Here is a 13,515-nt window from a genome sequence, read left to right as displayed (position 1 = left end):
TTGTTACTAGACCGGTCGTCATAGTACGGTGGCGGGCATGCCACGTCGTACCGACACCCGGCAGCGGATGCTGGAGTCCGCCGCGGAGCTGTTCCCCGCCAGGGGCTATCACGGGACCGGCCTGAACGAGCTGCTCAGTTCCGGCGAGGCCCCGAAGGGCTCGCTGTACTTCCACTTCCCCGGTGGCAAGGAGCAGCTGGCCGTCGAGGCCGTCGAGTTGTCCGCACGGCGACTGTGCGAGGAGTTGCGGACACTGCTGGCACACAACGCCGAGCACCCGGGCAACGCGATCGTCGCGGTCACCGACGCGCTGGCCGAATCCCTGACGCGCTCCGGGTTCACCAAGGGCTGCCCGCTGGCGACGATCTCCCTTGAGGCTGCCGGTGGCAGCGAGCCGATCCGCGCGGCCTGCGAGGAGGGCTACCGGAGCTGGCACGAGGTCATCTCCGTCTACCTCGTCGGCAGGGGCCTTCCCCAGCCCGGTGCCGACACGCTCGCCACGATCGCGCTGACTTCCATCGAAGGCGCCCTGCTGCTGTCCCGCACCCAGCGCGACATCACCCCGCTGCGCACTATCGGCGAGTTCCTGCGGGTCACGTTCGAGAGGGAGCTGTCATGAAGGTCCACCACCTCGACTGCGGGCCGATGCGCCCCCACGGCGGCAGGCTGCTGGACGGTCAGCCGGGTCTGCTCCGCAGGGCGGAACTCGTCTGCCACTGTCTGCTCCTCGAGACGGACTCCGGCCTCGTGCTCGTCGAGACCGGCATGGGGACGCCCGCCGTGCACCGCCCGGCCGAGTGGCTGGGTGCCCGGTTCACCCGGCTGACCAACCCGGTTCCCGACGAGAGCCGCACGGCCGTCGCGCAGATCCGGGCGCTCGGCCACGATCCACGCGACGTGCGGCACATCGTCCTGACGCATCTCGATCTCGACCACGCGGGCGGCCTCGTCGACTTCCCGGACGCCAGCGTCCATGTCAACGAGCGCGAGCTACGGGCGCTGAGCGACCCGCGTTACCGGCCCATCCAGTTCGAGCACGGGCCGCGGTGGGCCGCTCATGGCAGCATCGGCGAGCCGTGGTTCGGCTTCGAGTCCGTGCGGGAGCTACCCGGTCTGGGATCCCAGATCCTGCTCGTACCGCTGGCGGGGCACACCCCCGGCCATGCCGGTGTCGCCGTCGACACCGGCGACGGCTGGCTGCTACACGCCGGCGACTCCTATTTCCACCCCGGCGAACTGGACCCGGTCCGGCCGTACTGCCCGCCGGCACTGGCGCTGTTCGAGTCGATCATGCAGACCGAGCGCGACCAGCGTCTGGCCAACCAGACACGACTTCGCGACCTTGTGGCGGTGCATGACGAGGTGACAGTCTTTTCCGCGCACAACGCGCTGGAATTCCGGCGCCTGGCGATGAGGAGCCGAGTGTGAAGGTCCACCATCTCAACTGCGGCACGTTCCGCCCGCCGGGCGGGCGGCTGCTGGACGGGACCGGTGGGCTGCTGCAGCGGGCCGAACTCGTCTGCCACTGTCTGCTCCTCGAGACAGACTCCGGGCTGGTTCTGGTCGACACCGGCTTCGGCACGCAGGCGCTGACCCGGCCGGGCCCGTGGCTAGGCGCGCTGCGGCATGTCCTCGGCGCCAAGCCCGTGCCCGCGGAGAACGCGATCGCCCACGTCCGGCGGCTCGGGCACGACCCGCGCGACGTCCGGCACATCGTGCTCACCCACCTGGACATGGACCACGCTGGTGGGCTGGCCGACTTCCCGGAGGCCACGGTGCACGTCTACGCCGAGGAGCACCGCGCCGCGACCGAACCCCGCGGATTCACCGAGAAGTCCCGATACCGCGCGGTGCAGTTCGCACACAGTCCCAAGTGGACAACCTACGAGACGGCAGGCGAGCCGTGGTTCGGCTTCGACGCGGTCCGCGAACTGGCCGGTCTGGGATCCCAGATCCTGCTCGTTCCACTGGCGGGTCACACCAACGGCCACGCCGGTGTCGCCGTCGACACCGGCGACGGCTGGCTGCTGCACGCCGGCGATTCCTACTTCCACTTCGGACAGCTGGACCCGACGCGGCCGCACTGCCCGCCGCTGCTCGCCGGGTTCCAGGAGGTGGTGCAGATGAACCGGGCGAACCGGCTGAACAACATCGAGCGGCTACGCGAGCTGTACGCTGAACACGGCGACGAGGTCACCGTGTTCAGCGCGCACAACTCCGCTGAACTCCGGTCAGCTAGGCGCTGAGCTTGCTCGGGTCGAAGTCGACCTTCTTGCGGCCCATGGCGAAGTAGTTGATCAGCCAGAAGACCAGGCCGACGCCGAGCAGGATTCCGGCGTACAGGTACTCCTTCGGATTGCGGCCGGTGATCGGCAGCGCGAAGAAGGCGCAGCTGATGGCGCCGAGTACCGGGATGATCGTCGGTGCGCGGAAGTGCTTGTGCTCGACCTTGTCCTTGCGCAGCACCAGAACCGCCACGTTGACGAAGGCGAAGACGGTGAGCAGCAGCAGCGAGGTCGTGCCGCCGAGGTTCTCGATGTTCAGCGAGCTCACCAGCACGATGGCGATGACGCTGGTGAACAGGATGGCGATCCACGGCGTGCGGCGGAACGGGTGCACGGTGGCGAACTGGTGCGGGATGACCCGCTCGTTGGCCATGCCGTAGACCAGCCGGCTGGCCATCAGCATGTTGATCAGCGCCGAGTTGATGACCGCGAACAACGCGATGCCCGCGAACAGCAGCGGCGGGAAGCCCGGTGCGCCTGCCTTGACCACGTCCAGCAACGGTGCCGTCGTCGACGACAGCTGCTCGACCGGCAGCAGGACCGACGAGGCGACGGCCACCAGCAGGTAGATGATGCCGCAGATGATGATCCCGCCGAGCATGGCCTTCGGGAAGATCTTGACCGGGTTGCGGCACTCCTCGGCCATGTTGACCGAGTCCTCGAAGCCGACCAGCGCGTAGAACGCCAGCGCGGTCGCCGCGGTGACGCCGAAGAACGCGCCACCCTCGGTGTCGAACTCCAGCAGCCTGCCGGGCTCGCCGCGCCCCTCCAGAATGGCGAAGAACCCGACGGCGATGACGATCAACAGGCCGCTCAGCTCGATGATCGTGAGGATGACGTTGAGCTTCACCGACTCGTTGACGCCACGGAAGTTCACCAGCGCGAGCACGATGATGAACCCGATCGCGACCGCGAGCGACGGGGCGTCGACGAACTCCTGCAGGTACTTGCCGCTGAAGCCCTGCGCCGCGACACCCGCCGAGGTGATGCCCGAGCACATGACCGCGAACGCGATCATGAACGTCAGGAACTGCACCCCGAACGCACGGTTGACGTAGAGCGCGGCACCGGCGGCCCTCGGGTACTTGCCGACCAGTTCCAGGTAGCTGAACGCGGTCAGGAACGCCACCACGAAGGCGATGAGGAACGGAAGCCACAGGGCGCCGCCCACGTGACCGGCGACTTTGCCGGTCAGCGTGTAGATGCTGGCGCCGAGGATGTCGCCGACGACGAACAGCATGAGCAGCTTCGGCCCCATCACCCGCTTGAGTTCGGGTTTGGCCTCCGTGCTGCCGCCGTCCTGGGTCACTGTCGAGTCCGCCATGGGCGCACAGTGTGCCGCATCACATCTGTTACCGACAGACCGGCGTGATCAGTTCTTCGTTACGTCTTGGCCTCGCGGTGCGCGGTACCGCCAGAACGCCGGCAGCAGCAGGACAGCGACGGCGAGCAGCACCAGAACCAGCACCCCGCCACCGGTCGCCGCCGCGGCGGTCCCGACGCCGGCAGCGGCCCATCCGTGCGTGACGTCGGCGATGCGTGGCCCGCCCGCGACGACGACGGTGAACGTGCCCTGGGTGCGGCCACGCATCTCGTCGGTCGCGGCGGACTGCAGGATCGCCATGCGGAAGATCGCGCTGACCATGTCGGACGCTCCGGCCAGCACCAGGAAGACCACCGCCAGCCAGAGCGAGCCGGACAGGCCGAACCCGACGACCGACAGTCCCCACGCCGCGATCGACACGACGACCGCGACGCCGTGCCTGCTCACCTTCGTCAGCCAACCCGAGGTCAGGCCGATCAGCATCGCACCCGCCGGAATGGCCGCGTAGAGCCAGCCAAGGGCCAGTCCACCGCCTGGTGGGTCACCAAAGGTCCGCTCGGCCATCTCCGGGAACAGCGCGCGGGGCATGCCGGCGACCATGGCGATGATGTCGAGGAGGAACGAGGCCAGCAGCACCTTCTGCGTGGCCAGGTAGCGGAAGCCGTCGACGACGTCCCGCAGGCCTGCCCGGCGGACCTGGCCGGACAGCGGGGGTAGCGGCGGCAGCAGCCAGACCGCCCACAGCGTGAAGATCAGCGCGACGGCGTCGACCAGGTACAGCACGGGCAGGCCCACCACCGGCAGCAGCGCTCCGGCTGCCATCGGCCCGAACACCGCGCCGAACGTCGCCATCGTCGACGACAGCGCGACGGCGGGTGGCATGAGTTCGTCGGGCACCAGCCGGGCGACGACCGCGTTGCGGGTCGGCATGTTGATGGCGAAGAACGCCTGGTTGACGCCGAGCAGCAGCAGGACGACCCAGACGGAGTTCAGCTCGACGAACGCCTGCGCCCAGAGCAGCACCGCGGTGACGGCGATGCCGGTGTTGGTGACCATCAGCAGCTTGCGGCGGTCAACCGTGTCCGCGATCGCTCCGCCCCACAGGCCGAAGATCAGCAACGGGACCAGCGCGACCGCGCCGCTGAGGCCGACCCAGCCGGACGACTGGGTGATGTCGAAGACCTGCTTCGGCACGGCGACCGCGGTCAGCTGACTGCCGATGGCGGTGACGATCGTCGTCAGCCAGAGCCTGCGGAATGCGGGGATGCGCAGCGGCCGGGTGTCGACCACCACCGATTCGAGTAGGGCACGACCGCGTTTGCGCTGCGTCGTGCCCTCGGTACTCACCCGCCGAGCTTAGCGCTGCTAACTATGGGCGCGCGCGTGATTTTGATCGCCGCAAGCACCGGCTTTAGCCCGCTAAAGACGATTCGGGCAAAACCGGCACCGCACCGCGGAACAGAGCGGCTTTAGCGGGCTAAAGACGGCGCTACGGGGCGACTCGCTCCACACGCCAGCCGTCCTCGGTGCGGACGTAACGCAGGCGGTCGTGCAGGCGGTCGCGCTGGCCCTGCCAGAACTCGACCACGTCGGGCCGGATGCGCCAGCCGCCCCAGTGCGGCGGGAACGGGATGTTCTCGGCGTCGGCGAAGCGGCGCTCGATGTTGTGCAGGGCGTTGTCCAGCGCGCGACGGCCGTCGACCACCCGCGACTGCGGCGAAGCCCAGGCGCCGAGCTGCGAACCACGTGGACGCGAGGCCCAGTACTCCGCGGTCTCGGTGATGTCCACCTTCTCCACCTCACCGCGGACGTGGACCTGCCGGTGCAGCGGGTACCACGGGAAGGTCGCCGACGCGTACCGGGTCACGGTCAGGTCGTGGCTCTTCGCCGAGGTGTAGTTGGTGTAGAAGACGACGCCGCGCTGGTCCAGGCCCTTGCACAGGACGCTGCGGGAGGACGGCCTGCCCTCGGCGTCGGCGGTGGCCAGCACGAAGGCGTTGGCCTCGGGTACGCCCGCGGAGATGGCCTGGTCGAGCCACAGTTGCAGCTGCTCGGTCCAGGTACCGGCGAGACTCTCCTCGGTCAGCGACTCGCCGTCGTACGACACCCGCATCCCGGGCAGCCGTACCGCCACGTCGACCTCGCCGTTCGCCTTGTCCAGCTCCTGCATGTCCGCCAACCTCCGTGCCCCGGGTCAGGGCCTCGTTCACCGCGGCTGATCTACCCGAAGGTAGGGGTTGGCAACCCCAGGCGAAACCCGCAGAACGGTGACATGCGGCACTCGCGTTAGGCAACACAGGTTGACTATCTCCGAATTAGTCAACTAACGTTGCCTAACATGACGATGCGAGCCACCGTGCTCGACGTCGAGGGCCTGCGGATGCGCTACGGCTCCACCGACGTCCTGCACGACGTGACCTTCCAGGCACACCCCGGCGAGGTGTTGTGCCTGCTCGGCCCCAACGGGGCGGGCAAGACGACGACCATCGAGATCCTCGAGGGTTTCCGGGCCCGGTCCGCCGGGCGCGTCGAGGTGCTCGGCACCGACCCGGCTTTAGCCCGCGAAAGCTGGCGCGCGCGGATCGGGGTGGTCCTGCAGTCCTGGCGCGACCACGGCAAGTGGCGCGTCCGCGAGCTCCTGCATCACCTCGGCCGCTACTACCCCGCGCCCTGGGACGCCGACGACCTGGTCGCTGCCGTCGGCCTGACCGAGCAGGCACACCATCAGGTACGCACGCTGTCCGGCGGTCAGCGGCGCAGACTGGACGTGGCGATCGGCCTGGTCGGCAGGCCGGAGTTGGTCTTCCTGGACGAGCCGACCGCCGGTCTCGACCCGGTGGCGCGCCGCGGCTTCCACGAGCTGATCGAGTCGCTGTCCGACGAGGGCCGGACCACGGCCCTGCTCACCACGCACGACCTGGCCGAGGCAGAGAAGCTCGCCGACCGGATCGTCGTGCTCGACCGCGGCCGGATCGTCGCCGACGGGACCGCGCCGGAACTCGCCCGCCGGATCGCCGGCACCGACCACGTCGCCTGGACGCTCGGCGGCACCCGGTTCACCGAGGACACCCCGGACTCCACGGCGCTCGCGTTCGACCTGTTCCGCAGGCACGGCGAGGCCGTCACCGACCTGGAGATCCGGCGGGCCTCGCTGGAGGACACCTACCTGTCCATCGTCGCGCGGGCGGAAGGAGCGCGGTCATGAACGCGATGCGCCTGGGCTGGTCCCGCGGGCTGATCGAGCTGCGGCAGTCGCTCACCAACACCGGCGACCTGGTCAACCACTTCTTCTGGCCGGTCCTGATGCTGGTGACGCTGTTCTTCCTGCGGGACGTGTCGTTCGGCGGCACGACGTTCTCGCTCGGCGCGCTGGCGCTGCCGAGCATCCTCGGGCTGAACGCGTCGATGTCGCTGATGACCATGAGCCAGCAGCTCACCGCCGACCGCGAGGACGGCACGCTTTTGCGGGCTAAAGCCACCCCGAACGGCATGCGGGCCTACCTCGTCGGCCGCATCGTCGCGGTCTCCGGCGGCCTGCTGGTGGATCTGGCGATCTTCCTGATCCCCGCGTTGCTGCTGGTGCCGGGCCTCGCCGTCGGCAGCGCCACCGCCTGGCTGACGCTGGCGTGGGTGCTGGCGATCGACCTGGTCGCGACGCTGCCCATCGGCGCCGTGCTCGGCTCGCTGTTCACCAGCGCCCGCAGTCAGGGCCTGCTCACCCTGCCGGTCCTCGCCGTCATCGCCATCTCCGGGATCTTCTACCCGATCACCGCGCTGCCCGAGTGGCTGCAGTGGATCGCGCAGGTCTTCCCGGTCTACTGGATGGGACTGGGCATGCGCTCGGCGCTGCTGCCCGACGCCGCGGTCGCCATCGAGATCGGCGAGTCCTGGCGGCACCTGGACACCGTGGGCGTGCTCGGCGCCTGGACGGTCGCCGGCCTGATCCTCGCACCGATCGTGCTGCGGCGGATGGCGCGGCGGGAGTCGGGATCGAGCGTCAGCCTGCGCCGGGAGCGTGCCCTGCAACGGGTCGGGTGATCCCGGCCAGCATCAGGGCACGCAGCTCGGCGGCGACCTCGGCCACCGGCAGCGGCGGGTCGTGTGCCTGCCACTCCCGCAGCAGCCCGGTGGCCGCGCCGACGAGCGCGATGGCGGTGAGCCGGTAGTCCCGGTCGGGCGCCAGGCCGTGCCGAGCGGCCCGTTCGGCTTCGGCCGCGATGATGTCGGCCCACCGGGACACCCACTCCTGGTGCTGGCGCTCCAGCTCCTGGTTGACCCCGACCGCCTCGACGTAGTTCAGCCGCGGCATCCGCGGGTCGGAGGTCACGGCGGCGACGAAGACCTCCAGCGCGGCCGCGATCCGGGCGACCGGACCGGCCTCGCTCAGCTCGGCCAGCTCCGCGCTCACCCGGTCGTGGGCGGCCTGGTTGATGCGGTCGTGCAGGATCAGCAGCAGCTGCTCCTTGCCGCTGAACTCCTCGTAGAAGTTCCGGGTCGACACCCCGGCGCGGGCGCAGAGTCCAGTGATCTTCGTCTGCGCGAACCCCTCGGACGTGAACAGCTCCAGCGCCGCGAGCAGCAGCTTCTCCCTGCGCTCGGCGCGGCGCTGCTCGCGTGTCGCGCCTCCGTAGGTCCGGCTCACCCAGCCTCCAGCGAACGATTGCCAGATCACACCCCGTGGGGCTACCTTGTGAAAATCCAAATTACCAAAACTCGGAGGCAACGATGCGCCGAGCACTCACCGCGCTTTTCGCGGTACTGGCCCTGGGTGCCGTGAGCACCGTTCCCGCCCAGGCGGCAGCCGTTCCGCCGCCCGCGCAGGATCCGTTCTACACCGCTCCAGCCGACCTGACCGGCAGTCCCGGTGACGTGCTGCGGCAACGTGCCGTCGACGTCAAGGTCGGACCGTTCCCCGCGCCGGTCAAGGCGTGGCAGCTGATGTACCGGTCGACGTCGGCCACCGGGAAGGCCAACGCCGTCGTCGGCACCCTGCTCGTCCCGCCCATCCCGTGGACCAGCGGGCCGCGACCGCTGGTCACCTACGCCGTGGGCACCCACGGCATCGGCGACTCGTGTGCGCCGTCGTTCTTGCTGCGCAACGGAATCGAGAACGAGGTGGCCCTGCTGGCGCAGCAGCTGAGCAAAGGCTGGGCGGTCGTCGTCACCGACTACGAGGGCCTCGGCACGCCGGGCACCCACACCTACGCGACCGGCCCCGCCGAGGGGCACGCGGTACTGGACGCGGCCCGCGCCGCGCAGACCGTGCCCGGCACGGGCGTGTCGAAGGACAGCGAGGTCGGGGTGTTCGGCTACTCGCAGGGCGGCCAGGCGGCGGCTTTCGCAGGCGAACTCCAGCCGTCCTACGCGCCCGAGCTCAACCTCGTCGGTGTGGCCGCGGGCGGCGTGCCGGGTGACCTCGAGGCCGTGGCGAAGTTCAACGACGGCGGTCCGGCGTTCGGCCTGGTGCTGGGCGCGGCACTCGGGCTGGCCACGGCGTACCCGGATGTCCCGTTCGAGCAGATCCTCAACGACCGCGGCCGGTCGGCCGTCGAGCGGATCTCCGGCGCCTGCACGATCGAACTGGGCGCGGCGGCGCCGTTCGCCCGGCTGCGCGACTTCGTCACCGTGGCCGACCCGCTCGCCGATCCCCGCTGGCAGGCCAGGCTCGCCGACAACAAGGCCGGCGAGCGCGAACCGGGCGCGCCGCTGTACCTCTACCACGGCACGCTCGACGAGCTGATCCCGTTCTCCGTCGGAACCGCGCTGCGGGACCGCTACTGCGGTGCGGGGGCGACCGTGCAGTGGCAGGCGTTCCCGCTGCTGGAGCACATCGGCGGGGTGTCCGTCGGCGGCCCGGTGGCGACCGAGTGGCTCGGTCAGCGGTTCGCCGGAACGCCGGCGAAGTCCACCTGCTGACGTCACGACCACGGGCCCCGACCGGCTTCAGCCCGCTAAAGCCGGTCGGGGCCCGTTTGTGTCCGGGAGGATTTACGCTGCGGACACCTATCCAACTGAATCGTTCTCGGAATCGTGACCGAAACCACCGCTTCTTTCGATTGACCGGGGCGCGCCACCCGAGGATGGTTTGTCCATTCGCGCGACGAGGCGCCCATCAGTGCGTGTGCCTCGCGCGGCGGGTAAATCCGTCGGGGGACTCGCATCGAAAGGGTTGTTCAAGGTGACCACCTCAGCTCCCGTATCCACCCAGTCGCCGGCTGATCTCGACGACGGGTTCCGTCCAGGTCTGGAAGGCGTGATCGCGTTCCGCACCGAGATCGCCGAACCGGACCGCGACGGCGGCGCACTGCGTTACCGCGGCGTCGACATCGAAGACCTGGCAGGCAAAGTCACCTTCGGTGACGTCTGGGGTCTGCTGGTGGACGGCAGGTTCGGCACCGGCCTGCTGCCCGCCGAGGCGTTCCCGATCCCGGTGCACGCCGGTGACGTGCGGGTCGACGTCCAGGCCGCACTGCCCATGCTCGCGCCGATCTGGGGCTTCCAGCCGCTGCTCGACATCAGCGACGCCGAGGCACGCGACCAGCTCGCGCGGGCCTCGGTGATGGCGCTGTCCTACGTCGCGCAGTCGGCACGCGGGATCGGCGTGCCCGCCGTGCCGCAGTCGCGGGTCGACGAGGCCGCGACGATCACCGAGCGGTTCATGGTCCGCTGGCGCGGCGAGCCGGACCCGGCGCACGTGCGGGCCGTCGACGCGTACTGGGTGTCGGCCGCGGAACACGGGCTGAACGCGTCGACGTTCACCGCGCGGGTCATCGCGTCCACCGGCGCCGACGTGGCCGCGTGCATGTCCGGCGCCATCGGCGCCATGTCCGGCCCGCTGCACGGCGGGGCACCCGCGCGGGTGCTGCCGATGATCGAGCAGGTCGAGAAGACCGGCGACGCGCGTGCCGTCGTGCGCGGCATCCTCGACCGCAAGGAACGGCTGATGGGCTTCGGCCACCGCGTGTACCGCGCCGAGGACCCGAGGGCCCGCGTGCTGCGGCGGACCTGCCAGGAGCTGGGTGCCGCCCGCTACGAGGTGGCGGCAGCGCTGGAGCAGGCGGCACTCGCGGAGCTGCGTGAGCGGCGACCGGACCGCGCGATCGAGACCAACGTCGAGTTCTGGGCCGCCGTGATCCTCGACTTCGCCGAGGTGCCGCCGCACATGATGCCCGCCATGTTCACGTCGGCACGCACCGCCGGCTGGGCCGCGCACATCCTGGAACAGAAGAAGACCGGCCGCCTGGTGCGCCCGTCGGCGAGCTACGTCGGTCCCGGCCCGCGCGCACCTCAGGACGTCGAGGGGTACGCCTCCCTCTGAGCTCGCAGATCCGGGACGGCGGGGTCGTGGCGCGCCGTTGCGGTGAGCATGGCCGTCAGCTGGTCCACCAGCCAGACGTCCAGGTCGTCGCCGGGGACGGCGTCCTCCTGCAGCCAGGCCAGCACCGCGCCCTCGACCACCGCCGTCCAGCAGCGCAATGTCAGCAGCAGCCGCGGTGACGGCTCGGCGACGCCCAGCTCCTCGAGGATCAACGCGACCGACCGGCGCCGTACCTCGTCGACGACGGCGTCGGTCTCGGCCGTCGCGATCACCGAACCGCTGCGCAGCAACGCGACATAGGCGGCGCGGTACTCGGCAGCCACCTCCATCAGGCCGCGGACAGCCGCCCGCAGCCGCCGTACCGGATCGCCCTCGGCGCGAACGGCGAGCTGCTCGACCAGGCCGTCGGTGACCGACCGCAGCGCCGCCACGTGCAGTTCCCGCACGCTGGAGAAGTACCGGTAGAACAGCGGCCGCGACACCCCGGCCAGCGCGACGACGTCCTCCGCGCTCACCTGCTCGGGCGAGCGCCTGCCGAACAGCTCCAGTGCCGCCGCGATCAGGTCCTGCCTGCGGGCCTCGCGCGACATCCGCCTCGGCTTGCTCACCTCGGCGTGAGGTCGGCGCGGGCGATCGCCCGCAGCAGACCGGGGGAAAGCCTGCTCAGCAGCAGCGCACCCTTCGCCTCCGGCGTCGACGGCGCCACCGCCGTGTTCCGCTCGACCGCCCGCAACAGGTCGCGCGCGACGCCGTCCGGGCCGAAACCGCGCCGGGCGTACAACTTCGCCGCGGACCGCTGCCGGTGCGCCTGCTCGGTCGCGTCCGTGCCGACGAACCGGGTGTTCCCCGCGATCGCGGTGTTCACGAATCCGGGGCACAACGCGGTCACGCCGATCCGGTGCTCGGCCAGCTCCCCGCGCAGGCACTCGCTCAGCATCAGCACCGCCGCCTTCGTCGTGGCGTAGGCGGGCAGACCGCGTGACGGCGCGTAGGCCGCCATCGAGGCGACGTTGACGATGTGACCGCCCTCGCCGCGCCGCACCAGTTGCTCGGCGAACGTCCGGCAGCCGTACACGACGCCCCACAGGTTGACGTTCACCACCCGTTCCCAGTCCTCCTGACTGGTCTCCAGAAATGATCCGAACATCCCGATACCGGCGTTATTAACGACGATGTCCGCGACCCCGAGGGTGTCCCGGACGTCGTCGGCGAACCGTTGCACCGCAACGGGATCCGCGGAGTCCACTGTGTACGCGGTGCCACCGACGGCACGGGCGGTCGCCTCGGCGGACTCGCCGTCGATGTCGGTGACGACGACCTCGGCACCCTCGCGGGCGAACGCCTCGGCGGTGGATCGCCCGATGCCACTGCCCGCCCCGGTCACCACCACCAGCGAGCCGGCGAAGCGGCGGTCGCGGCCGGCCCGCGACCGCACCAGCCCGCGGGCAGTCGGCCCGCCCTCGACATGGTCGACCAGTTCGGCGGCGATCCGCGCGACGACCTCCGGCCGTGACCTCGGCAGCCAGTGCGTCCCCGGCACCACCCGGACCCGCAGGTCCGGCACCCACCGCTCGATCTCGGTCTGCATCGGCGTGCTGACGAACCGGTCGCCCGCCGGGGCGAGGACCTGCACCGGCACGTCGGTGGTCGCGGGTTTCGGCCGGCTGAGCCGAGGGACCATGTTGGCCCGGTACAGCTCCAGCCCGTGCACGCCGTCGGCGGTTTCCGGCTTTCCCGCGTGCGGGTCGAGGCGGCGCATCAGCCCGCGCATCAGTCCCGTCCGCCAGACCAGTTCGGGCAGCAGGGGAAGCTGGAAGAACGTGATGTACTGCGAGTGCAGGAACTGCCGCAGCCGGTCAAGCGGCCGCCGCGGCGTCCGCAGCCAGGCACCGGCGTGGTCCAGGCTCGGGCCGGAGATCGACGTGTACGACGCGACCCTGCCGGTCAGCCAGTCGCCGGTCACCGCGTGCCAGGTCTGGATGGCGCCCCAGTCATGTGCCAGCAGGTGCACTCTGCCGTGCGGCTGCACCTCGTCGACGACCGCCGCCAGGTCGGCGGCCAGCCGGTCGAGTTGGTATGACGACCGGTCTACCGGGCGGTCGGAGTCGCCCGCGCCCCGGACGTCGTAGGTCACCACCCGGAACCGCCCGGCGAGTTCGGCGACGACGCCGTCCCACACCGAGGAGTTGTCCGGGTAGCCGTGCACCAGCACGAGCACCGGCGCGGACGCCGGACCGGTCGTGCGCACGGCGAGGCGCACTCCGTCGGAAGCCGTCACCCAGCTAGTAGACATTCTGTCATGTTAGACAAACTGTCAACTAGCGCCCGGTCGGCATCAGACGCCGTGAAGGCCACCTTCACCACGTGAGACGTCAGGGTCCCGGCAAAAGTCGGTGTGCAGCGGGGTGGGTGGTGGTCCCGAGCGCAGAGTTCGTGTGCCGGAACGCAGAACTCGCGTGCGTGAGCGCAGAACTCACGATGTGGACGCCGGTTCTCCCGTGGCGCCTGAGGTCAAGCTCGTGAAGGCCACCTTCATTACGTGTGACGTGGTGATGGTGGCCTTCACGTGCTCTGGTGCTTGCTGAGTT

At 70.1% G+C, this 13,515-nt stretch carries 13 protein-coding genes; 7 read left to right on the top strand and 6 right to left on the bottom strand.

The window, feature by feature from the left end:
- Positions 1 to 37 precede the first annotated feature (37 nt).
- The 3 genes from EWH70_RS12645 to EWH70_RS12635 are packed head-to-tail and all read left to right on the top strand — an operon-like array spanning position 38 to position 2,246.
- Entirely contained in the window at positions 38 to 619 is a 582-nt protein-coding gene (locus EWH70_RS12645) for a TetR/AcrR family transcriptional regulator (RefSeq protein ID WP_130475554.1), read from the top strand.
- Positions 616 to 1,428 (top strand): MBL fold metallo-hydrolase, encoded by an 813-nt coding sequence (locus EWH70_RS12640; protein WP_130475553.1) that lies wholly within the window; start codon positions 616 to 618, stop codon positions 1,426 to 1,428. The genes EWH70_RS12645 and EWH70_RS12640 overlap by 4 nt, the downstream gene beginning before the upstream one ends.
- Complete coding sequence (locus EWH70_RS12635; RefSeq protein WP_130475552.1) at positions 1,425 to 2,246, top strand: MBL fold metallo-hydrolase; 822 nt, start codon at positions 1,425 to 1,427, stop codon at positions 2,244 to 2,246. The genes EWH70_RS12640 and EWH70_RS12635 overlap by 4 nt, the downstream gene beginning before the upstream one ends.
- Here EWH70_RS12635 and EWH70_RS12630 read toward each other — a convergent pair.
- From EWH70_RS12630 to pdxH, 3 genes are all read right to left on the bottom strand, one after another.
- Complete coding sequence (locus tag EWH70_RS12630) at positions 2,236 to 3,609, bottom strand: APC family permease (protein WP_130475551.1); 1,374 nt, start codon at positions 3,607 to 3,609, stop codon at positions 2,236 to 2,238. The genes EWH70_RS12635 and EWH70_RS12630 overlap by 11 nt on opposite strands.
- A 48-nt stretch (positions 3,610 to 3,657) precedes the next feature.
- Complete coding sequence (locus EWH70_RS12625) at positions 3,658 to 4,956, bottom strand: MFS transporter (RefSeq protein ID WP_130475550.1); 1,299 nt, start codon at positions 4,954 to 4,956, stop codon at positions 3,658 to 3,660.
- Positions 4,957 to 5,098: 142 nt separating this feature from the next.
- Positions 5,099 to 5,779 carry a pyridoxamine 5'-phosphate oxidase gene (gene pdxH / locus EWH70_RS12620; RefSeq protein WP_130475549.1) on the bottom strand — a complete coding sequence of 227 codons (681 nt, stop codon included), beginning with the start codon at positions 5,777 to 5,779 and terminating at the stop codon, positions 5,099 to 5,101.
- Between the two features lie 168 nt (positions 5,780 to 5,947).
- Here pdxH and EWH70_RS12615 point away from each other — a divergent pair, with 168 nt between their 5' ends.
- Entirely contained in the window at positions 5,948 to 6,814 is an 867-nt protein-coding gene (locus EWH70_RS12615; protein ID WP_130475548.1) for an ABC transporter ATP-binding protein, read from the top strand.
- Positions 6,811 to 7,647 (top strand): ABC transporter permease, encoded by an 837-nt coding sequence (locus EWH70_RS12610; protein WP_130475547.1) that lies wholly within the window; start codon positions 6,811 to 6,813, stop codon positions 7,645 to 7,647. Before EWH70_RS12615 ends, EWH70_RS12610 begins: the two co-directional genes overlap by 4 nt.
- On the opposite strand, the gene EWH70_RS12605 is transcribed toward EWH70_RS12610, so the two are convergent.
- The gene (locus EWH70_RS12605; RefSeq protein WP_130475546.1) at positions 7,607 to 8,251 is read right to left on the bottom strand and encodes a TetR/AcrR family transcriptional regulator; all 645 of its coding nucleotides are present in this window, start codon (positions 8,249 to 8,251) and stop codon (positions 7,607 to 7,609) included. The two genes, EWH70_RS12610 and EWH70_RS12605, sit on opposite strands and share 41 nt — an antisense overlap.
- A gap of 83 nt (positions 8,252 to 8,334) precedes the next feature.
- Here EWH70_RS12605 and EWH70_RS12600 point away from each other — a divergent pair, with 83 nt between their 5' ends.
- Together EWH70_RS12600 and EWH70_RS12595 are read left to right on the top strand one after the other, a co-directional pair.
- Positions 8,335 to 9,525 (top strand): lipase family protein, encoded by a 1,191-nt coding sequence (locus EWH70_RS12600; protein ID WP_130475545.1) that lies wholly within the window; start codon positions 8,335 to 8,337, stop codon positions 9,523 to 9,525.
- Between the two features lie 262 nt (positions 9,526 to 9,787).
- Positions 9,788 to 10,927: a citrate synthase 2 gene (locus tag EWH70_RS12595; protein WP_130475544.1), complete on the top strand. Its 1,140-nt coding sequence runs from the start codon at positions 9,788 to 9,790 to the stop codon at positions 10,925 to 10,927.
- On the opposite strand, the gene EWH70_RS12590 is transcribed toward EWH70_RS12595, so the two are convergent.
- A complete protein-coding gene (locus EWH70_RS12590) occupies positions 10,897 to 11,517 on the bottom strand; it encodes a TetR/AcrR family transcriptional regulator (protein WP_130475543.1) in 621 nt (206 codons plus the stop codon). The two genes, EWH70_RS12595 and EWH70_RS12590, sit on opposite strands and share 31 nt — an antisense overlap.
- A gap of 14 nt (positions 11,518 to 11,531) precedes the next feature.
- Complete coding sequence (locus EWH70_RS12585; RefSeq protein WP_240686955.1) at positions 11,532 to 13,220, bottom strand: SDR family oxidoreductase; 1,689 nt, start codon at positions 13,218 to 13,220, stop codon at positions 11,532 to 11,534.
- Positions 13,221 to 13,515: the final 295 nt, after the last annotated feature.

This window comes from Amycolatopsis suaedae, assembly GCF_004214935.1.
Lineage (GTDB): Bacteria > Actinomycetota > Actinomycetes > Mycobacteriales > Pseudonocardiaceae > Amycolatopsis > Amycolatopsis suaedae.
Note: the sequence above shows the minus strand (reverse complement) of the source record. Positions and strands in the feature narration are given on the sequence as shown.